This is a genomic window from Altericroceibacterium indicum (assembly GCF_009828105.1).
Classification (GTDB): domain Bacteria; phylum Pseudomonadota; class Alphaproteobacteria; order Sphingomonadales; family Sphingomonadaceae; genus Altericroceibacterium; species Altericroceibacterium indicum.
In genome coordinates this window covers 138,013-160,491 of the sequence record NZ_WTYQ01000002.1, presented here as the reverse complement: position 1 = coordinate 160,491, position 22,479 = coordinate 138,013, and the positions used below count along the sequence as shown (strand labels likewise).

12 protein-coding genes are annotated in these 22,479 nt (G+C 56.3%); 4 read left to right on the top strand and 8 right to left on the bottom strand.

Features of this window, described 5'->3' with window-relative positions:
• Positions 1 to 87: 87 nt before the first annotated feature.
• The 4 genes from GRI39_RS05665 to GRI39_RS05650 all read right to left on the bottom strand — a co-directional run bounded on the left by GRI39_RS05665 (position 88) and on the right by GRI39_RS05650 (position 8,820).
• A complete protein-coding gene (locus GRI39_RS05665; RefSeq protein WP_160738751.1) occupies positions 88 to 3,159 on the bottom strand; it encodes a discoidin domain-containing protein in 3,072 nt (1,023 codons plus the stop codon).
• Complete coding sequence (locus GRI39_RS05660) at positions 3,159 to 4,613, bottom strand: glucoamylase family protein (protein WP_160738750.1); 1,455 nt, start codon at positions 4,611 to 4,613, stop codon at positions 3,159 to 3,161. The genes GRI39_RS05665 and GRI39_RS05660 overlap by 1 nt, the downstream gene beginning before the upstream one ends.
• A gap of 102 nt (positions 4,614 to 4,715) precedes the next feature.
• Positions 4,716 to 7,721 (bottom strand): TonB-dependent receptor, encoded by a 3,006-nt coding sequence (locus tag GRI39_RS05655; protein ID WP_160738749.1) that lies wholly within the window; start codon positions 7,719 to 7,721, stop codon positions 4,716 to 4,718.
• A gap of 55 nt (positions 7,722 to 7,776) precedes the next feature.
• Positions 7,777 to 8,820, bottom strand: coding sequence for a LacI family DNA-binding transcriptional regulator (locus tag GRI39_RS05650; RefSeq protein WP_160738748.1), 1,044 nt, complete (start codon positions 8,818 to 8,820; stop codon positions 7,777 to 7,779).
• A 161-nt stretch (positions 8,821 to 8,981) separates the two neighbouring features.
• Between GRI39_RS05650 and GRI39_RS05645 the strand changes: the two genes are divergently transcribed.
• Positions 8,982 to 11,267: a glycoside hydrolase family 3 N-terminal domain-containing protein gene (locus GRI39_RS05645; RefSeq protein WP_160738747.1), complete on the top strand. Its 2,286-nt coding sequence runs from the start codon at positions 8,982 to 8,984 to the stop codon at positions 11,265 to 11,267.
• Between the two features lie 6 nt (positions 11,268 to 11,273).
• On the opposite strand, the gene GRI39_RS05640 is transcribed toward GRI39_RS05645, so the two are convergent.
• On the bottom strand, positions 11,274 to 12,617 hold the full coding sequence (locus GRI39_RS05640) for an MFS transporter (protein WP_160738746.1): 1,344 nt from the start codon (positions 12,615 to 12,617) through the stop codon (positions 11,274 to 11,276).
• A gap of 253 nt (positions 12,618 to 12,870) precedes the next feature.
• On the opposite strand from GRI39_RS05640, the gene GRI39_RS05635 reads away from it, so the two are divergent.
• Positions 12,871 to 14,670 (top strand): FUSC family protein, encoded by a 1,800-nt coding sequence (locus GRI39_RS05635; protein WP_160738745.1) that lies wholly within the window; start codon positions 12,871 to 12,873, stop codon positions 14,668 to 14,670.
• Between the two features lie 19 nt (positions 14,671 to 14,689).
• On the opposite strand, the gene GRI39_RS05630 is transcribed toward GRI39_RS05635, so the two are convergent.
• The 3 genes from GRI39_RS05630 to ilvD form a co-directional block, all read right to left on the bottom strand.
• Entirely contained in the window at positions 14,690 to 15,427 is a 738-nt protein-coding gene (locus GRI39_RS05630; RefSeq protein WP_160738744.1) for a hypothetical protein, read from the bottom strand.
• Positions 15,428 to 15,654: 227 nt separating this feature from the next.
• Entirely contained in the window at positions 15,655 to 17,754 is a 2,100-nt protein-coding gene (locus GRI39_RS05625) for a catalase (protein WP_343033298.1), read from the bottom strand.
• A gap of 240 nt (positions 17,755 to 17,994) precedes the next feature.
• Positions 17,995 to 19,848, bottom strand: a complete 1,854-nt coding sequence (gene ilvD / locus GRI39_RS05620) for a dihydroxy-acid dehydratase (RefSeq protein WP_160738743.1) — start codon at positions 19,846 to 19,848, stop codon at positions 17,995 to 17,997.
• Between the two features lie 112 nt (positions 19,849 to 19,960).
• Between ilvD and GRI39_RS05615 the strand changes: the two genes are divergently transcribed.
• Together GRI39_RS05615 and GRI39_RS05610 are read left to right on the top strand one after the other, a co-directional pair.
• Complete coding sequence (locus GRI39_RS05615) at positions 19,961 to 20,887, top strand: LysR family transcriptional regulator (protein ID WP_160738742.1); 927 nt, start codon at positions 19,961 to 19,963, stop codon at positions 20,885 to 20,887.
• A 174-nt stretch (positions 20,888 to 21,061) separates the two neighbouring features.
• Complete coding sequence (locus GRI39_RS05610; protein WP_246204926.1) at positions 21,062 to 22,462, top strand: M24 family metallopeptidase; 1,401 nt, start codon at positions 21,062 to 21,064, stop codon at positions 22,460 to 22,462.
• Positions 22,463 to 22,479: the final 17 nt, after the last annotated feature.

Below are 22,479 nucleotides of genomic sequence, written 5' to 3'. Positions count from 1 at the left end.
GCAATTGCTGGATACCGATAGGCACCCAAAGAAAGGACGCGGGTCTATTCGGGCAAAGCAGGATGGCATTGCTTTGCCCGAATAATGTCAGTCACAGGTGGCGATGTGAATGGGCTTACCTGTCGTTTTCAGCGAGATTTCACTGCTGACGGGCTGCATCTTGCTACCATTGATGAGCAGGCAGGTGGGCACCTCTGGCAAGGGCCAGTGGAGCACGAAGCCACCGGGCGGGGTGGCGCTGCCATCCAGCGTTGCGGTGAGGTGACGGCCTTGTGCTTTCATCGTAATGTCGAGCGAGCCGTAGCGGGTGTGCAGGCCTTTCATCGATACGCCATCGCCTGAGAGCCATTCCGGCGTCATCCCGCCACCAATCACCAATGCTTCGTCGCTGAAGCGGACATAGGCAAACATGTCGAGCGCGGCGCGGATAAAGTCGGATTCCACCCAAGCATGGGGCATATCGCCAATGAAGCGAATTTCACGCGGGTCCCGGCCCACCACTTCAGCCCATTGGTTCCAGGCTTTGGGGCGGCGATCCTTCATATAGAAGTCGAGTAGGGCATTGGCCTGCTGTGGCCAGCCCAACCGCACCATGGCGGAAACATTCCGCAATTCATATGGCGTGTAATCGTCCCAATCGGTGCTGCCGGGGCGGCTCATTACGCGGTTCCACTGCTTCACAAACGTGTTGCGGAGCAAGGTCTGGTCCAGCTCAGGCGCGATGCCTGCCGGATCGAAGGCCATGGTGGTGGAGGTCGCATCAAAATCGCCGAGACTTGTTGCACCGGGGATGTAATCGATCTTCCAATATTTGGCAGAGGCGTTGATCGCGGCCTTCAGGTCATCGGTGAACTGATCACGTTCAGCTTCGATGGCTTTGGTTTCCGGTCGGTCTAGAATCTGCGCCGCATAGGCAGCGCTTTTATAACCTGCCAATGTCCAGAAATCGTCCCACAGGCTGTATTGGATTTTCTCCGAATAGCCTTCATGGCTGATCGAAGGCGGCATCAGGCCATAAAGCATGAGCCGGTCAGGAGACTGGTTCTTGGGTGTGCGTTCAGACAGGCGCAGGCCGTCCATATGCTTACGCACGGCGTTGATATTGGGCCATTCGCTGGCCAACCAGTCCTTGTCCCCTGTAAAGCGATAGATCTGGGTGATGAGGTGGATATATTCCCCGTCACTGTCATTCTCTGGCACAGGGTCTGCCCCGCGATAATCCACGCAGCAGGGCACTTTGCCATTTTTGAACAGCTTGGTGGAATACCAATTGGCAAAGTCGATTGCAGGCTGCGTTACACCAAGGCGCAGCAGGCTGTCAGACATCATCGCGCCATCACGGATCCAACTGCGATTGTAAGACCGTGTGCCCGGTTTCAATTGCGCGCCATTGCGGCTGATGAGGATATGCGCGAGCGCGGTTCTGAGCGTGTTGGCCAGTGCCTGCTTCTGTGGTGGAACCTTGAGCGAAACCGTATTGAGCTTGGCCTTCCAAGAGACACGGGCGGCTTCCAGCGCAGGCTCAAATGCACTCTCTGTAATGGCGGCACTGCCACCTTGAGCAAAAGCCATGGGGACATCCATATGCGCACCCGGCGCAAGAGTGACATCCCATGTCAGCGTGGCTGAGCCGAGCTTGGCCGGGTCGTTTAAAGACGTGGCGTCAGGCGCAGAGGCCGGATCACCCAAAGCGCCCTGATCAAAACTGCGCATCCCTACATGATCCGGGGTGACAAGCGGGTGCAGGCTGCGCTGCTTTGCGGCGTCGCCAGCAATCGGGGAGGGCGTGGTGACAGCAAGCTGTTTCCCATCCCAATGGAGCTGTGAAATCTCGCTCACCCCACCTTGCTGGGACAGGAATTGGGCTGGCGGGTTGACCTGAAATGGGCGCACGGCCAGCACCAGACGGAAGTGGCGTTTGGTGGTGCCATTGTTCGTCAGCCGCCAGCGGGAGAGCAATTGCGGTTTGTCGCCAGCAGTGGCAAACGCCATCGTGTCGAGCGACCAATCATCGGCAGTCCAGGTGACATGCGGGATTGGCAGATAGCCATCTTCCAGCGAGGGGGTTGATCGGACATCAGCCCAATTGAAGGTGCGCCCGTCCACGCGCACAAAGGGTTCAACGCTGAAGCTGCCTTTGTCTGGTTCAATCGCGCCGTCCTCACCGATCAGCGCGGCGATTTTGCCACCGTCGCTCCCGGTCAAAGTCCAATAGCTTTGTTCGGTAAATCCACGCGGATAGATGCCTTTGGGAGCCGTTTTTGCTAGATCTTCCACCATGGCATTGGGCGTTTCACCCCAACTCAAAGGCTTGATGATGAGATTGACCAGGCGAGCATCCTTGACGGACGGATCAAGTGTAATGCGCAGGAAACGGGTGCGTGTCTCCGGAAGGGGGACAGGGTCGTTGCCGCCATCACCTTGCGTCACCCGGCGTAGAACTTTCCAGTCCTTTCCATCGTCCGATGCTTCGATTGTATAGGCCTTGGCAAAATGGCCTTTCGCCCAATCGAGCACCACGCCACCCAGTTCTTTCCTCCCGCCAAAATCGACGGAAAGGCTCTTTCCTCCGTGCCCGTGCCATGCGGTTGCCGGATCATTGTCCAGCACGGCCATATCGCTCGCATCCGGGGCTGGCAGAGGTTGGGGTGGGTCCAGTTTCATGAAGCTCAGCCCGTCAATCTCGATAAAGCCGCTGCCGCCATCGCGTCCACGCACCAGCGTGATTTCCATATTCTGGGTATGGCGCAGCGTCTTGTCGGCAGTTGGTCCCCAGGCGAAGGACATATCGCGTGGGCGAATGGTGATTTCCTGCCATTCCTGTGACGGGCGAAAGTTCAGGCGCTGTGTCCACCAGACATTCTCACCCGAGGCATCGGTAAATTTGATCTGAAGATCATTGACCCCGCCTTGCCCCCGCACTTTCAAGCGCATTTCGTAATTGTCAGGCCAATCAATTGGCAATTTTCGCGTCAGATAGGCATAGCCCGACACATCACCGAAGTCGTAATCCAGCTTCAGGGCCTGACCATCTGTGCCTTCAACGCTTTCGACGTGGGATTTGACTCCGTCGGAAGCGGCCGCTTTCCAGCTTCCTGCATTGTCAAAATCATTGAAGAGAACAGGCGCGGCGGTGGCAAGGAGGAGTGCAGAAAACATCAGTCGAGCCAACCTCCCGTGAAGCCTGCACGGCGAAGGCCGCGCTGGATATGGGGGTTCTTGCGCATCGTGCTCCACACAAGGCCGGTGCGGTGATTTTCAATCATCGCAACAATCGGCCCCTGATCGATCCCGAGATAATCCTTGTCCACCCATAGGCCGGACTTGATTTCGCCATGGAGCAATTTGCTCTGCGGCGCCTCGGTCAGTGTGGGGTTGAAGCTATCGAGGAAGCCGTAATTATCGTAAATTTCATGCCCCCAGCGTTTGTGCATGGCTGCGATCATGGGGGTGACAATTTCCGGGGCGAAAGCGATGGAGCCAAGGGCTGCTGTGGGCGCAATCGTGCCGTCATCGCGATCACCGGGGCCGCGTGCGGAATAGCTGAAGAATTCGCGTTCACGCCCGGCCAGTTCGATCTTGAAATCGCCCGGACCATCACATGCCGTAAGGCCCCAGCAATCTTCGCCATAGCCATCCCAGCCATAGGGATTTTTGATCGCATAATCGCGCTGCGCATAGGTTGCCCGGCGGCTGTTCTCGAAATAATCGATGCCCTTGGACTTCATCAAAGGATCGCGAATACCGCGGAAGTCGATCCAGGTGTGGCTATATTGATGGCCAAACATGGGCGGGAATTGCAAATGGGGTTCGCTGCCCCATTCATTACCCCAGGCTTTTTCGAACTTGGCACTCACCGCTTCCCATGTGCCATCGGGCAGGGGATGGGTGGGGGACGCAAGGCCCAGCACATAGAGGATCATGCCCTCATTATACTGGTTCCAATCGGCGGGAATGAAACCGGTGCGCGGCTTCCAGCCCATCGATACGAAGGGCGCGCGCGGGGTGATCCAGTTCCAGTCAATCGCACGGAAAAGCTGTTCGGCAATATAGCGAATACGGGCTTCACGCGCATCGTCACGGTCAAACCAGCTCTGCGCGAAAAGAACACCTGCCATCAGCAAAGCTGTGTCGATGGTGGATAGTTCAGCACGGGCAAAGCGCCAACCCTGCGTCACACCCAGGAAGTGATAGAAGAAGCCATTCTTGCCGCTGTCTCTGGATTCTGAATCGCCCTGTGGCTGGCCGATAAAGAACTCGAGCGTGGATAGCGTGCGATCTGCCGCCTCGTCACGGGTGATCCAACCATGACTTTCGCCGATGGGATAAGCGGTGAGGCCAAAGCCGACAGCAGCGATAGAGGCGAAGGAAGGGGTCGGCCAGCGATCAGGGATCAGGCCGGTTTTGGGATAAGCATTATCCCAGAAGAACTGAAAGGCCCGGCGCTGAATGTCACTGATGAGCGCCTCATCATCATCAGGCATAAATGTGTTGGCCGCTGGCGGCGGAACTTGCGTGTGTGCAGGCGTAGTGATGGTGCGCGGTGCGCAGGCTGCAACGAGCCCGCCGAATGTTAATGCACCTGTATTGAGAATGTCGCGACGATTGAACACAGATAAGCCTCGGAAATAGCAATGGGGAGGGGTGAGGGAAATAAAGAGGCATCGGGGTGCGGGGGGGGGAGGGCACCCCGATGCCAACCGGCTGGCGTTAGCTTAGAAGCTCAGGCCTGCCGATAATTTGACAGTCCGTGGGGGATAGCCGCCGGTTTGGTAACTATTGTCCAGATTACCGAAATCGGGTGATCTGCCGTCACCATTGTAGGATGTGAAGTTGGCAGTATTAAACACGTTCAGCACGTCGAGGCGCACGCGGATCGCCGTATCTTCTGAAACAAAGCGCATCGGAATGGACTTGCTGAGGGCAAAATCCACCTGACGGTATGACCACCAGTCACCGATGATGAAGGGGTGCTTGTTGTTCCCTTCAGTGATCAGCGGGCCAGTGTCATTCGTGCCATAGACATAGGGCGGCGAACGAAGCTGGATTTTGGTGGATGCGGTGAAGCCATAAGGAAGGTCGACACTGCCTGCCATCACGACACGGTGCTTTGAAACACCGGCAGAACGCAGTATCGGATAGTCCTTGATGGACGGATAATCGAGGGAGTAAACTTCCCCATATTTCCGGTTTTCCGTCGCTTCTGTGTAGGTGTAGGTGAAGTTCAGGCTCCACGGTGAGCTGGCGGTATATGTCTTATCCAGCTTCAAATAGGCAGAATCCGCACTGGTCTCCAAACCATTGGTACCAAGGATGATCGAGCCATAGCCATTGGGAGCAAAGCCCCATGGCTGGGTGTTGAAGGTGGAGCCGGGGGCAAAGAAGGTGCCATCCGGGCGGCGGTTGCCGAGAAGCCAGACGAAACCATCATGACTTTCAATATGGCTGAAGCCGATTTCCGGATGCCACAGACCGAACTTTCCACGAACACCAAGGCTGAACTGATCCGAATAAGGTGTCTTCAGATCATTGTTGAGCAGGTCGATTTCACCACCACCACCAAGGGCAGATGTGGCCAGCGGAGCGAGGCTGGTCAGGTAAGCCGGGTCCCATGCGACACAATTGGAACCAGCACATTCATGCTTCGGATCGCCATTGTTGAACAGATAGGTCAGCGTTTTGAAAGTGCTGTTTGACCGTTCAAGCTGGATATAGTCGAACTGGCTGCGATCATAGGATCGGCCATAGCCACCGAACAGGGTGAAGCGGTGATCTTCATCAAGCGCATAGGAGAAACCGATGCGCGGCTGGAAGGCGCCCTTGAAAGCCTTGCGTTCCTTACCGGTCGAGATGAAATCGTTGATATTATAATCAGCGTTCACAAGGTTGGGATAATTTTCAGGCGAAAGCGCATTCACGATCGCATCGGGCGTCTTGTAATCGAGGTAAGACGGCGTGCGCTCATAATCCCACCGCAGGCCGAGATTCAGCGTCAGGCGATCGGTAACTTCCCAGTCATCCTGCGCATAAAGGCCAAGCTGGAAGTTGTCAGACTTGACGCTGCCACCGGCTGTTCCATCGACAGGAACACCGAACTGGACACGCCAAGGAACATCTAGTGAATAGTCCATATTATAGGTGAACTGCGGGTTGGTGTTGTTGAGCTGACGAGCATCCAGCTTGATCCACTTCGCCTTCACGCCAACCTGGAAAGTGTGCCCTTCAAGGCCGGTGTAGGTAAAGTCATCCTGCAGCGTCCAGCCCTTCTGGCCTTTGCGTTGATAGTTGGGGCTGGCACCATAGGACAGCAGCGTGTCCTGATTGTCATTCTGTAGAATGAAGCCATTGCCGAAGCTTTTGGGGGTAGGGGCCCATTTCACGTCTTCGTAAGACAGCTTGATATCATTGATCCAGCTATCTTCAGTGTGCTGATACCGCAGCAAGGCGCGCTTTTCATCCACATCATTGCTGGTGATCCGGCCGGGAGCGGTTTGCCCGCTGTTCCAGTTTTCGCCCGATTCCTTGCGGACCTTGATCGATGCTTCGATCAGATCAGCATCGGTAGGTTCGATATCCACCTTGCCGAAATAGAGGTCTTCATTGAAAGTGCGGTTGTAATTGCCAAACGCACTTTGCAGATCTGTCGGGTAATCGGAGATGGAGAGGCCGTTGGCTGGCGTCACTTCAACCGGAACGACATTGCGCTTGCCTTCATAGGCAACGAAGAAATGCGCCACATCCTTGATGATCGGGCCACCCAGCGATGCGCCGAACTGCATGTCGCGGGTTTTGGTCTTATCCTTATTGTCCCGCTTTTCGAGCGGTGTTTTGGCGCGCAGGCTTTGGTTGGTGAAATCAAAGAAAGTATCGCCGTGGAATTCATTGGTGCCGGACTTGGTCACCGCCGTGATGGCCACCGAGCTGACCTGATCGAATTCCGCTTTATAGTTGGAACTGATGACGCGATATTCGCCAATGGCAGACTGCGGGAAGGGGTTGCCATTGGAGGAATCCTGCCCGGTGATGCCGCTCTTGAGGACGTAATCCTTCTGACCCACGCCATCGATGAAGACGTTTACGGAAGCCGAACCCTGTGCGCCGCCCTGAATCTTGACGTTGCCATTGGCACCGGTTTCCAGAGAAACACCGGGGGCAAGGTCGGCAAAGGCGAGGAAGTTGCGGTTGTTCTGCGGCAGTGTGTCGATCAGGCGCTGGGTGATCGTGGCACCCACTTCGCCGCCTTCCATCGTGCGCAACTGGCTGCCCACAACAACGATCTGATTGCCAGCATCGGCTCCGCTGTCATCCGATGTGGAGCTTGTATCTGATGCCTGGTCAGGGGTGGTCGAGTTGGCCCGGGTCAGATCAATGTTGAGTGCGCCGCTTTGGCCCACTTGCAGAGTGATCGTATCGGTTGTGCGGGTGCCATTTTGCAGCGCGATTTCAAGCCGATAAGTGCCCGGCGAAAGCGATGCGAAATTGTAAGTGCCCTGCGGCGAAATCGTGGTGGTGCGGCGTGAACCGGTGTTCACTTCCACGATCGTGATCTGCTGTGCCGGATTATCGGCCGGGGCAGTCACAGTCCCGCGCAAGGACGCCTGCCCGACCTGCGCATGAACTGGAGCCGCCAGGGCAACCGGAAGGGCAACGCTGGCCATCAAGGCGGCCAGACGAAGAGTATTGCTTTTCAGCACGTTGGTGTTCCTGTTTTTATTTTGCATTGTGTGTCTCCCTGCTTTCGCCTTTGCCCCCCAGCATCGGCGATGATGTTCCCTTTTATGGGTTGTTATGTGCTGCGGCTGATGGATCAGTCCGGGGGTTGACGCGGGTGGTGGTCTCACGCGCGATCAATTCGGGAATTTTCCATTCCAGAATAGGTGTGTTCACTCGATCCTTGGGGTCATCCTGAAACAGAACGGCCATTGCGCGCTTGCCCATTCCGGCAATATCGACGCGGATCGTCGTCAAAGCGGGCGTAACAAGTCTGGCGAGTGGAATGTCATCGAATCCAGCCAGTGCCATGTCATCAGGCAGTGCGATGCCATGGCTTTTCAGAACGGTCATGGCGCCGATTGCCATCATGTCGTTGGCGGCAAAGATACCGTCAGTGGTCAGGCGAGATGCGATGATTTCGCTGGCCGCAGCCGCGCCAGCCTCTTCGCTGAAGTCGCCGGCAAGGATACGGCCGTTAATGCCAAGTTCTGCGCAGCTTTCGAGGAAACCGCGCTGGCGTTCCTGCGCTTCGATATTGCCTGCTGGGCCAGCGATATGCACCAGATCATAGCATCCGCGATCATGGAGGTGCTGCACCATGGCTTGTGCGCCGGCATAATTGTCGAGCCGCAATTCATGCACATTCCGCTTATGCGGGGCACCGTTCAGAAGCACTGTGGGAAGGTTGGGCGACAGGTTACGAAGCAGGCAATCAGGATCGAGATGCGGGGCAAGGATGACAAGCGCATCCACCCGCCCGCGCAAATGGTTGAGCGCTTCCACTGCCCGTTCAGGATCTTGAGGGACATTGGACAGCAGCAATTGCGTGCCATGGTCCAGTGCTGCCTGATGCAGGCCGCGCACCAGTTCCGAGAAATATTCACCGTGGAGATCAGGAAGCGCCACACCAACCGCGCCGCTGCGCTGAAGGCTGAGATTGCGTGCGCCTGCATGAGGGACATAACCCAGTTCACGCGCGGCATCTTCGACCAGCTTGCGCACATCCGGGCGAACGGTCTTGATACCATTGAGCGCCCGCGAAACAGACGCCACGGAGACGCCTGCATGGCGTGCAACATCTCTGACGGTTGGCCCGTTCGTGGGCATACGCTAACTATCCTCTCTCCATAGAAGGGGTGGATTTAACCCCTGATCAGCTTTGTGCCTTGAAGTAACCGGTTACTTCAATCTACAAGCGCATTCAACCAGTATTCATCTAAGGAAGCTGGATCGGCCCAAAATGGGCGAGATTTTGGAAGAGGGAATGTATGATTAACCCCGGGATTTCGCGCCGTGCAGCGCTTATGGGAGCCGGAGCGATTGCTGCATGGGCATCGTCGCCTGCACGCGCTTTAATGGCCAAAACCGGTGATGCGCCACTGCCAGGCGCAGTCGAATCACTGATCGCCAAAATGAGCGTTGAAGAGAAGGCCGGGCAGTGCACTCTGATGGCGGCTGCCTGGGCTGGCGGGGCCGCCAATGCCCTCAATCCGATCACTGCAACAGCCACTTTTGACGAACAGCTTGCTGACGTGCGCAAGGGCCGTTTGACCGGCGTATTCAATGGCAATGGTGCGCGAATGGCGCAGCAGATGCAGCAGGCTGCGATGAACGAATCGCGTCTGAAAATCCCGCTATTGTTCGCTGCTGACGTAATCCATGGCTTCCGTACCGTCTTCCCGGTGCCCTTGGCGGAGGCCGCCAGCTTTAACCCCGATGTGGCTGAACGCTCAGCGCGTGTGGCGGCGGTAGAAGCGTCTGCTGCCGGGATTGACTGGACGTTCGCGCCCATGGTGGACATCGCCCGCGATCAGCGCTGGGGCCGAGGGGTTGAAGGCGCTGGCGAAGACGTGTTGCTGGGCGAGTTGATGGCCATTGCCCGGGTTCGTGGCTTTCAGGGTAGCGGACTTGATGCAGCCGACGCCGTTGCATCCTGCGCCAAGCATTTCGCTGCCTATGGCGCAGCCGAAGGCGGGCTGGATTATAATACGGTAGATATTTCCGAACGTACCTTGCGTGAAGTTTACTTCCCGCCGTTCGAAGCGGCCTTCAAGGCTGGCTGCCCCACTGTCATGGCTGCCTTCAACGAAATTTCAGGCGTTCCGGCTACCGCGAACCCTTGGCTCCTCGACGAAGTACTGCGTAAGGAATGGGGCTTCGATGGTCTCGTAGTCAGCGATTACACTGGCGATATGGAACTGATCGGACACGGCTTTGCTGCTGATGAACGCGAAGCCACCCGCCTTGCCTTTATGGCGGGCGTGGATATGAGTATGCAGTCCGGCTTCTACATCCACCATCTGCCTGATCTGGTCGCCAAGGGTGAGGTTCCGATGGCACGGCTGGATGAAGCGGTTCGCCGGGTGCTTCACCTCAAGGTACAATTGGGCCTGTTTGATGATCCGTTCCGCCGGATTAACCCGGAACGGGAAAAAACGCGGGTTCTGACAAGCGCCAATTTGCAAGTCTCACGCGAAGTGGCGCGCGAATCCATCGTGATGCTCAAAAATGAAGGCGATCTTCTGCCATTGCCACGCTCAGGCAAAAAGATCGCGTTGATCGGGCCATTTGCGCAAGGCAAACATGATCTGATCGGGCCATGGAATGTCTATGGTTCAGACCAGCAGGCGGTGGATCTTCTGACCGGCGTTCGCGCTGCGGTGGCCGATCCTTCGCTCATCACTGCTGTTGATGGTTCAGCTATTGAAAAACCCATTCCCGGCGGCATCGAAGCAGCGGTGGCGGCGGCCAATGCGGCTGATATTGTCGTGCTGGCAGTGGGTGAAGGGCAGGACATGTCCGGTGAAGCCAAGTCCCGCACCGATATTTCCGTGCCTGCGCCTCAGCGCGCTTTGGCAGAAGCTGTAGCGGCCACGGGCAAGCCGGTGGTTGTGTTGCTGCGCAATGGCCGCGCTCTGGCCCTGGAAGGTGCCTTGTATGATGCGCCTGCTATTCTGGTCACGTGGTTTCTGGGGTCGCAATCCGGCCCGGCAACAGCCGATATTCTGTTTGGCGAGGAAGGTCCATCGGCCCGCTTGCCGGTCAGCTTCCCTTATGCCACGGGGCAACAGCCTTATTATTACGCGCATAAGAGCACCGGACGGCCCAACCCCGAAGGCCCGCTCATTCCCTATAAGGCCCATTATCAAGGTGTCCCGAACAAGGCTCTGTTCCCCTTTGGCCATGGCCTGACTTACGGGAAGATCAAATATTCCGGCCTTGATATGGGGTCAGCAAAACTGAGCCGTGGCGGGTCGCTGACGGTCAGCGCCACGATCACCAACAGCGGCAAATATGCGGCGCGCGAAGTGGTCCAGCTCTATGTGCACGACATGGCTGCCAGCATCACACGGCCCGTGCGGGAGCTGAAATCCTTCCAGAAAATTGCATTGGCACCGGGGGAAAGCCGCAAGGTTACTTTCATCCTCCAGCGCGATGATCTGACCTTCATCGGCACGCGTATGGAACCGACGGTGGAGCCGGGCGCATTTCAGCTCTGGATTGCACCGTCTGCCGAAGCAGATGGCCTGACCGGCATGTTCAATCTTGTCTAAGGGCTTTTAAGAAGCGTCGTTTCGGGCGGCGATGATGGCCAGATCATGCCTGTGGGTTCCACGCCGCAGCGGACTGGTCAGCATCGCCGCCAGCGATGCCCCAATGGCAATCGCGGGCAGGGCAAACATGATCCATGCAATGCCATCGCGGGCGAGGGCCGTTTGCGGCCCATTGTTGCTATAGCCAATCCAGTCATAGCCCAGCCCGATCAGCAGAGCGGCAAAGGCCAGCGCCAGTTTTTGAACTAGCGCCGCGCAAGCAAACGCCATTGCTTCCACCCGCACGCCATAATGCGCTTCACCATATTCCACCGTATCGGGCAGCATGGCCCAGCCCAATACGCTGAAACCTGCCAGCGCGATTTGCAGGGCGAACAGGAATATCTGTGCAGCTAACGGGCTGCTGCCGATCAGCATCGCGCCCAATGCCAGAACGATCAGGCCAATGCCGCCCGCCACAAACCAGCTTGCCCGTGTTCCAATTCTTGTGGCACCCCAGGTCCAGCCCGGAATGGCGATCAGCGCAGCGATGCCCATTGCGGCCAACGCCTCGGAACCTGCACCAGCAGCGTTCAGCGTATGGCGGAAGTAGAACAACACTGAATGCCCCACCACCGCAGCGGCCAAAGCAGCACAAGCCGTGGCGGCATTAAGGCTCACGAAAGCGCGGTTGCGGAACAAGGTTGCGATGGCAACACGCGGCGAAATGCGTTCCTGCTGATGGTGTTCTGAGATAATCTCTGGCGTCAGATAAGCCACCAGCAAAAGCAGCGGCGTGCCGATCATAGCCAAGAGCGCCGCTATATTCACCAACCCCCCGCCAGCGCCGCCAAGCTTATTCGCCAGCCAGGGCGTGCCCAGCGCCACAAAGAAAGCTGCCAAAGCGCCAAATCCCATGCGAAACCCGGCAACCAAAGTGCGATCGCGGCTGGCCGCGCTGATCCGCACGCTCCATGAAGCATAGGGTACATTGACGAGGGCGTAGAAGGTACGGAACACGACATGCGTACCCAATGTCACCGCAATGGCCCCTCCGGTAAGTGCGGGCAGGGCGTAAAGTGCGGCAAAGGCCAGTCCCAGTGGAGTGGCGCCAAAGGCCACCAATCGGCGATAACGCCACTGGCGATGTTCGGTCAGTGCCCCAACTAGCAGATCAGCCAGCCCGTCCCAAATCGCGCCAACCATATATATCGCCGCAGCGGTCGCAGGCGGCAGTTTCAGCGTATCGATATAGAAGATCAGCAGATACAGCGTGATCGCCTGCCAATAGAGATTGCAGGCAAAATCCCCCGCCCCAAACAGGGCTATCCGGGCGATACCGGGGCGTGGCTGGGCGATGGGGGCAGTCATATCAGCAAGTCCAGCCTCGATAAAAGCGCAGGGCTGTTCATAGCCTGAGCGTTGAGGAAAGGGGTGATAGCGCAGGCCCGCACCGCCTGCCAGCGATCATCCTTGAGGTGTGATTTTAGGGGCGTCAGCAGCAGGTCTCTTCGCAATTGCAACATGAGTTGCATTCTCTGCAATAGTAGCATGGAATGAAGCTTCTATAATAAGCCCATGCACATTCACGCCTATCGTTCAGCCGTTTCGGAGGCCGCTCACCTTGGTTGATGCCGAGAGCATTCGGCGCGCGCCTTTCGCGTCCCAATATCTCAGCCGGCTGTCCCGCTGGCTGGAATTGCGCGCTATCGGCCTGACGCCTGAGCATCTTCACATTGAGGATGGCTTGCGCGCGGCGGTGATCGTCATGGCACCGCTGTTGCTGATTATTATCACCGGGGAACGCTCTTTAGGCTGGGCGATCTTTGCCGCTTTCTGGACCTGCCTTGCCGACACCGGCGGGCCGGAGAAAAGCCGCCGGGCCTTGCTGGCAGGCTTTGTTCTTATAGGCAGCGCAACCGCTTGGGTGACTTCATATATTGCCGGGTTGGGAATGCTGCCCGCGTTGGTGGCTGGCCCGGTGCTGGTGGGGCTGACCGCGCTGATCCCGTTACGCTGGCGGGGGTCGGCCCTGGTCGCGACGCTGCTGGGCGTAGTGGCCGTGGTAGCCGCGGGCTATCCGCAAACGCCTGCTGGCGCGATCCGGCTTGGCCTGACCTTTCTGGGAGGCGGGGCATGGGCGGCTTTGGTTTCGACCTATTTGTGGCGCACGGATCGCTGGCTCCCTGCGCGCCAGGCCATGGCGGCAGTCTATGCGCGGCTGGCCGATATGGCGGCTGATCTCAACGATCCGGCGGGTGACAAAAGTGGTGAGGATCAGGGCGTAAAACACGGCCAGTTCCGCCGCGCAATCCGTGGTGCGATTGAACGGGCGAACACCCAAATGGGCAAAGCGGCAGGCCGGAGCGGCTCCACCCCGGCAGATCTTAAAACAGCGCTCGCCACGGCGGACGAGATTTTCCACGCGATGATTGCGCTCGACCATTCGCGCCTGATCTGGCGCGGTAATGAGCATGTGGAAACAGCGGTGGAGCCTTTACCAAGGCTGCTGGCCGCTGCCCGCAATGCGCAGCTTTCTCTTCGCGGGGAGCCAATAGACTGGCGCGAACAGGCAGCGGAACTGTCCGCTCTGGTAAAACCCTGTGAAGGTGCCCCCGCCGGAGCGTTACGCGCTATCGCAGAGGCCCTGTCGCAGCTTCATGCGCCCACCTCCGGCCCTGCGATCATTGGTACCGATGATACAGCCGCAGCCCGCGCCAAGCAGATTTTGCGCATCGCTGTGCGCACCAGTGTCGGCGTCGCGCTGGTGACTATTGTCACCCATATGCTGTCCTTGAGCTATCCTTATTGGGCGACGATGGCGGTGGTGGTCATCATGCAGCCCGTGCGGCGGATGAGCTGGAGCCGGGGGATTGAACGCATCTTGGGGTCCGTTTCCGGCGGCGTGCTGGCCGGGCTTTTGCTGCCCGTGCTGACATCATCATGGACCATGGCCGCCGTTATCGCGCTGGTGTCTGCGGCGACCATCGCGCTGCGTTCGGTGAACTACACGGTTTTCGTCGTCTTCCTTACCCTGCTGTTCGTGCTGGTGATGCACACGCTGCATCCCGGTTCCGGCATCGCCTCTGCGCGTATTCTGGACAATGTGCTGGGCAGCTTCGTCGCCATTCTGGCAACCTTGCTTATCTGGCCAGATCGAGGGCGCTCGGTGGGGGAATTTGTGCCCGCCGCAGTCAGTGCCAATCGCGCCTATCTCGAAGCGGTGCAAAAAGGCGACGCGCAAGAGATAGCCGCCGCGCGCCGCGAAGCAGGCCTCGCCAGCACCGACGCCGAAATCGCCATCCACGCCCCCGACAGCTTCCTCGGCTCCCGCCCCACAGCCGAAAACCTCGCAGCCTTGCGCACCGCACGCCACCTTGCCGGAGAAGCCGCTACGCTATGGTATGCCAAGCAGGGCGGTTGATGGTTGGGTGCATTGCTGCTTACTTAGCTTTGTCTTTTCTTGCTGCTTTGTCTTTTCTTGCTGCTTTGTCGGCAATTCGTTTAGCTGCACCAAGCACTTGAGCCACGAGTGGAATGCGCTCGTCTTTATGTCGTGACAGGTCAATCGCCGCCCAGATCAGACCCATAGTCACAAGCCCATATTCTCTAAGCTGTAATTGCAAGTTTCCGTCGGTCATATGGGGTATTCCGGACTTGCTAGCGTAGATAACGTCATTCCGAAGTGTGGACTGACGATTGATCTTCTTGATCATTGCGTTTTCATCATTAAAGTTTGACTCAAAAGCTTTAAGAACGAATTCTAGGGATTCATCCTCGCTGTCAGGATTATATGATAAAAGCTTAAGGTTTAGAGGATAAATATTTGGACCATCTGGACAGTCTATCCTTGCGAATAAATCGTCCTTTTCTGGGTGGAGGGTAAATTTAATATTGGCTTCTCCAGCATCTGTTGCAACCATTTTAGCAAATGCAGATACAACAGCCTTTTGATGATGATCTTTCAAGTTAATGCAACTAGCTAGATCTTTATAGCCGTGCATCTTCGCTGACCATATAAATGCAGCAACTGCTTCTTCCACAGCATGTGTCACGCAGAAGAAGGATACAGTTGGGGCTAATCCTGCGATTTGGTCGGCGTGGATGAGGTATTGCCACGCATTCATTGAGCAGTATTTAGATCGGTTATTTAACCGGTCAAACGCGTTTTTTTTATCCACTTTGCAGCATTAGCAGACATAAGTTGAGTTAGTACTGTCATAAAAAGGACTAAGGCTCCCTTTCAAATGTAAATTTTTAAATATTTAAAAAATTTTGAGCATATAATATTTATTATTCAGTGAGTTTCTTTGATGTGTCTATCACAAAAAGCCGCCCGCAGCCAGTATCGAAACAGCTGCGAGCGGCTTTTTACGTCACATCACCACACCCGAAGGCGCGGAGATGTTCAGGCCAGATTGCGGACTTTGGGTTCACGATCGTAGAAGCGCTTGGCGGCTGCTTTGACGAAATCCCCGCCAAGGCCGGTCACGCCGTCATCGGCTTCAACGCCTGCTCTATCCATCAAGGGCTTGGCACCATCCGTTGCGCCGATGGCTTTCAGATGGCCGAAGGCATCCATGACGAATTGCACCGCTGCGGATTCCTTGCAGAGCATTGTGGCGTCATCTTCAGTCAGCACCAGTGCCACCGCGTCGAATAACACGCTGGGGCTGCCAGCCAATTGGCCATCTGCGGCGGGGGTAATGCCAACCTTTGGCGCGACCTTTACTGCCGTGCCGCCTGCATCTTCGATGGCCTTGCAGACATCCTCGACCTCTTTCTTGGCCGAATTTTCAGCATAGAGCACCGCAACGCTGCGGCCATCGAGCGTATCCTTGGCATTTTTGTGGATCGAAAGCGCGGGGCTTTCCTTCATTTCCACCCGTTCACGCGCCACGGGGGCAGCTTCGGGCAGATCCATGCCAAGCGCGTCTGCCACACGGGCGGCCAGATCGTCATCAATATTGATAAGGCGGCTCAGCACCCGCAGACGGACATGTTCCAGCATCACCTTGCTCAATTCAAACGCGATGGCGCTGGCGATATGGGCACGTTCATTTTCTGTCTGGGACAGGAAGAACATGCGTGCCTGGCTGTAGTGATCGGCGAACAATTCAGGCCGCACGCGTAACCGATCACCCGCTTCGCTGCCCACGTCCTGCGCGGAATAGCTGGCGAAACCAGTGGCCGGGCATTCGCGCGGGCCACCATCTTCACCCGCTTCGGCAAGGCTGTTGGGTTCATAATTCGCCCGGCCTGTGGGAACCTGGGTTTGCATCAACCCATCACGGTTGAAATTGTGCATCGGGCATTTGGGGGCGTTGATCGGGATCTGGTAGAAATTCGTGGTCCCAAGGCGCGATTTCTGCGTGTCGAGGTAAGAGAACAAGCGGCCCTGTAACAGCGGATCAGCGGTAAAGTCGATCCCCGGCACTACATTGCCGGGGCAGAAGGCGGCCTGTTCGGTTTCCGCGAAGAAATTGTCCGGATTGCGGTTCAACTCCATGCGGCCAATGATTTCGACCGGAATATCTTCTTCCGGGATCAGCTTCGTGGAATCGAGCACATCGTAAGGCTGGGCTTCGGCAAATTCTTCATCAAAGGTCTGGATGCCCAGATCCCACGCGGGGAAGCTACCGGCCTCGATGGATTCATACAGATCGCGGCGGTGATAATCAGGATCGGCGCCGGCGATTTTCACTGCTTCATCCCAGCAGGTCGATTGCATCCCCAGAACTGGCTTCCAGTGGAATTTGCAGAAAGTGGATTTGCCTTTCGCATCGACCAGACGGAAGGTGTGAATGCCGAAGCCTTCCATCATCCGCAAGGAACGCGGAATGGCGCGGTCGCTCATCGCCCACATGATCATGTGCAATGTTTCGGGCATCAGGGAAATGAAATCCCAGAACGTATCATGCGCGCTGGCGGCCTGTGGATACCCCTTGTTGGCCTCCATCTTCACGCTGTGAATAAGGTCAGGGAATTTGATCGCATCCTGAATGAAGAACACCGGGATATTGTTGCCAACCAGATCCCAATTGCCTTCATCGGTGTAGAATTTCACCGCAAAGCCGCGCACGTCACGCGGGGTGTCCACGCTGCCAGCACCGCCAGCCACAGTGGAAAAGCGGGTGAAGACGGGGGTCTGCTTGCCCTTTTCCTGAAAAGGCGCCGCACGGGTGAGGTGGGGAATGGCTTTGGTGCAAGTGAACGTGCCATGCGCTGCCGATCCGCGCGCGTGAACGATCCGCTCAGGAATCCGTTCATGGTCAAAATGGAAGATCTTTTCACGCAGTGCAAAATCTTCGAGCAGCACCGGCCCGCGCGCGCCAGACTTGAGGCTGTTCTGATTGTCAGAAACGCGAATGCCCTGATTGGTGGTCAGATGGGCTTCGTCTGATTTGTGATTGCCGCCCGATGGAACATGCTGATGGGTTTCGCCGCCTTTGCCTTCTTCGAACGCAAAATCTTTACCACCCGGAGCATTACTTTTGATTTTCGCCACATCTGGTCTCCCATGAGATTACTCAAAGAAGACGGGTGGTGGCAGTGGTGGTTCCAAATGCTTGAGAAGTTTGTCAAATTACCGGGTGGAGCGAGCTGATAATTGGTCAGGGCGGGTTTGGAGCGCTTGTCCGCCTGTTCAGTGCCTTTGAGGTGCTTTTGTGTGCTTTTAGGTATCTTTCTGGCGGGTTAGCATTTCTGCCGCCCCGCCAGAGAGTTTCTGGTGTAAATTATTGTAATATCAGTCTTTTTCGACCTGACTGACATCGCGAACCGCGCCTCTGGCGGCATTGGTGGTCAGCGCTGCATAGGCCCGCAAGGCTGGTGAAACGTCGCGCTTGCGGCCAAATGGCTTCCACGCTTTTGAACCCCGGTCCACCATCTCTTCATGCCGCGCGGCGATTTCTGCGTCGTCAATATCGAGGCTAATCAAGCGGTTAGGGATATCAATCACGATAGGGTCTCCGGTTTTGACCAGAGCAATCAAGCCACCTTCCGCAGCTTCCGGCGAAACATGCCCGATCGAAAGGCCAGAGGTTCCCCCGGAAAACCGTCCATCCGTAATCAAGGCGCAAGCTTTGCCTAAACCCTTAGATTTCAGATAGCTAGTCGGATAAAGCATCTCTTGCATCCCGGGGCCACCTTTGGGGCCTTCATAGCGGATCACGACAACATCGCCTTCCACCACTTCATTCCCCAGAATGCCAACCACGGCAGCATCCTGGCTTTCATAAACCCGCGCAGTTCCGTGGAATGTGAGGATGGAATCGTCCACCCCGGCGGTCTTCACAATGCAGCCTTCAGGGGCCAGATTGCCAAACAGAACCGCAAGGCCGCCATCCTTCGAGAAAGGGTGCTCAGCACTGCGGATCACACCATTTTCGCGATCTAAATCAAGCTCTTTCCAGCGATTGCTCTGGCTGAAGGCCTCTGTTGTCCGGACTCCGCCGGGGGCTGCCTTGAAGAAATCATGCACGCTTTCCCTATCCGTGCGGCTGATGTCCCAGCGATCCAGCGCATCACCCATGGTAGGCGCGTGAACAGTCGGAAGAGATGTGTCGATCAAACCCGCTTTATCGAGCTGGCCAAGAATCGCCATGATGCCACCTGCACGGTGGACGTCTTCCATATGCACATCCTGCTTGGCCGGGGCGACCTTGCACAAACACGGCACACGGCGGGACAATTGGTCAATATCGGACATAGAGAAAGAAACTTCCCCTTCATGCGCTGCGGCCAGAAGGTGAAGTACAGTGTTGGTCGATCCGCCCATCGCAATGTCGAGGCTCATGGCGTTTTCAAAGGCTTTAACACTGGCAATATTGCGCGGAAGGGCAGAGGCATCATCCTCTTCATACCAGCGCTTGGCCAGATCAACGATGGTGCGGCCTGCTTCCAGAAACAACTTCTGCCGGTCTGCATGGGTGGCGAGAGTTGAGCCGTTGCCGGGGAGGGAAAGGCCGAGCGCTTCGGTCAGGCAATTCATGCTGTTAGCGGTGAACATGCCCGAGCAGCTCCCGCAAGTGGGGCAGGCAGAGCGTTCAATCGTGGCGACATCCTCGTCGCTATAGTTTTCATCGGCTGCCGCGACCATTGCATCCACCAAATCCAGAGCAACAGTTTCGCCTTGAATATCGGCTTTGCCCGCTTCCATCGGGCCGCCGGAAACAAAGATGGTCGGAATGTTGAGCCGCATGGAGGCCATCAACATGCCCGGCGTAATTTTGTCGCAATTGGAAATGCACAGCAGCGCATCGGCACAATGGGCGTTGGCCATATATTCGACGCTATCGGCAATCAAATCGCGGCTGGGGAGCGAATAGAGCATACCGCCATGGCCCATCGCTATGCCATCATCCACCGCGATCGTGTTGAATTCCTTGGCAACGCCGCCTGCTGCCTCGATTTCGCGCGCAACCATTTGGCCAAGGTCTTTCAAGTGGACATGGCCGGGCACGAATTGGGTGAAGCTGTTGGCAATGGCGATGATCGGCTTGCCGAAATCCTCGTCCTTCATACCCGTGGCCCGCCACAGGCCGCGCGCGCCTGCCATGTTGCGGCCATGTGTGCTGGTGCGTGAACGATAGTGAGGCATGGGTGCTGTTCCTGAAATCTGTCGCTATTGATGGCGGGTTTAATGGGCGGTAAGCTAGTTGTGAAATATATTATTACTGCTGCATAAATTCATTCTGGATATTTATAGAGCTATGGACCTTCGCCAGCTCCGCCATTTTATCACGGTTGCAGAGACGCTGCATTTCGGCCGTGCGGCTGAACGGCTTGGAATGACACAGCCACCACTCAGCCAGTCCATCATGGCGCTGGAACGGGAACTGGGCGCAGTTCTTTTCCTTCGTTCCAAGCGGGTGGTGTCATTGACGGCCTTTGGGCGTCAATGGTTGGATCATGTCCGTCCGGCTGTTGAGAATATCGCTGCACTTTCTGACATTGCCGAGCAATTGAAGAAAGGGAGGGCAGGGCGGCTTGCTCTCTCCTTTGTCAGCACAGCGGATTACAGTGTTTTGCCGAAGTTGGTGGAGCGATATTCCAGTGCATTCCCGGAGGTTGAACTCGATTTGATGGAAGCCACGAGCGATGTTCAGGTGGAGGCTCTGCTTGATGGCAAAATCCATGCGGGAATAGTGATCGCAGCTCGCTCCGCATTGCCGCCAACTTTGGAATATCGCCCTCTATTGACCGAACCACTGGTGGCGGCTGTCCCGGAATTGTGGGTGGAGAGCGGGCAGCTTGATCTGACAGATGGAGCGCTGGAGGCAGATCAGTGGATGGCAAAACCGCTGATTATCTTCCCGGCGCGTGTGGCTCCTCATTTTCATGAATTGGTGGTCGGCTTCTATCGCTCCAAAGGGTATCACCCTTTCATCCAGCAGGAAGCAATCCAGATGCAGACGATCATCAGTCTGGTCTCAGCAGGACTTGGAATAGCGCTTGTTCCGGCATCATTGCAGCACCTTGCCCGAACGGGGGTTCGATATATCCCGATCGCAGGAAATGTGCCCGTGCTTGAAACCGGGCTGGTGTGGCGCAAAGCGGACGACACACCCACTTTGTCGACTTTTATCGAAATTGCAGCTGCTTTAAATGGTGAAGAGCAGAGTGCGTTTATGCGATAATTTCAAATTCTGGGGGAAAGTTCAAAATTATCGCTCTTCGCAAGGCTGCCTTATCAACAAAAACAATCACCCGCCAGAAAACGAATTTATCAGTTTGTATACGCAACATGTTGACACTCACTATAATATAACCAATATCACGCAATATCGGGAATAAAAACAGGGTGAGATTCGATGGGGGTAACCGGGCGGTTTCCGTTCAAACGCTTCGCAAGTGGCTTTGTCTGTGCCGCTGCGGGCAGTGTATTGTTTGCTGGGGCGCTGGCTGCGCAGCCAGTGTCTCCCCTCATCATTCCCATGAACAATGCAGAAGCGGCATCGCCTGAAGTTCCGCCGATCCTCTCAATGCGTGATCGCGCTCAGGTGGTGAATGAAATTCTGGCTGATCGGCTTGAAACCATCATCCCTGAAATCATGCGTGAGCAAAAGGTCAGCATGTGGGTGCTGACCGCGCGCGAGTATTTTGAATCGCCTGTGGTGGCCACGATGCTGAATGCAGAAAGCCTCCATGCCAGACGCCGGACTATTCTGATCTTTTTCGATCCGGGTGACGGCAAGCCGATCGAGCGGCTGACGGTCAGCCGCTATGGTTTAGGGGGAATGTTTGACCCTGCCTGGAACCCGGACAAGGAGCCGGACCAGTGGAAAGCGGTGGCGGATATCATTGCTGAACGCGATCCTGCCAATATCGCAATCAACACATCAGAATTGACGGCTTTTGCCGATGGCATGACATTGAGCCAATACAATCAGTTTACTGCGGCACTACCAGAAAAATACAAATCACGGTTGGTGTCGGGTGAAGGGCTTTCCATTCGCTGGCTGGAGACACGAACGCCGCGTGAATTGGAAATCTATCCGGGCATCCTGCGGGTCGCGCATGGAATTATTGCCGAGGCTTTTTCGCGTAAAGTCATTACACCGGGCAAGACAACGGCAGAAGATGTCGTCTGGTGGTACCGTCAGCGTGTGAATGACCTTGGCCTTAAGGCCTGGTTCCAGCCTTCCATTGCTATTCAGCGGGAAGGTGCAGAAGGTATGCTGGAAGGTGATGAGATCATTCAGCCCGGCGATATGTTGTGGACCGATTTCGGCATCACTTACTTGCGCCTCAATACCGATACACAGCATCTCGCTTATGTTCTGAAGCCGGACGAGACGCAGGCACCGGAAGGATTGCGTGCGGGAATTGCGGCGGCGAACCGGGTGCAGGACGCGTTGCTCTCCTCCTACAAAACCGGGGCGAGCGGCAATGACGTTCTGAAAGTCGCAAGGGCAAAGGCCATCGCAGAAGGTCTTGATCCATCGATCTATACGCATCCCCTGGGCTATCATGGTCACGCTGCGGGCACTGCTATTGGCTTCTGGGACAACCAGAATGGCGATGAACGAGGTGACTATCCCATTCACGCAGGCACCACATGGTCCATTGAATTGGCCGCTTACGACAAGGTGCCAGAGTGGAATAATCAGCGTGTAGAATTCCGGCTGGAGGAAAATGCTTATTTCGACGGGTCAAAAGTGACTTTCCTCGATGGGCGGCAGACAGAGCTGACACTTATTCCGAGTGATTGAGCGGGCAAGCAGAACAG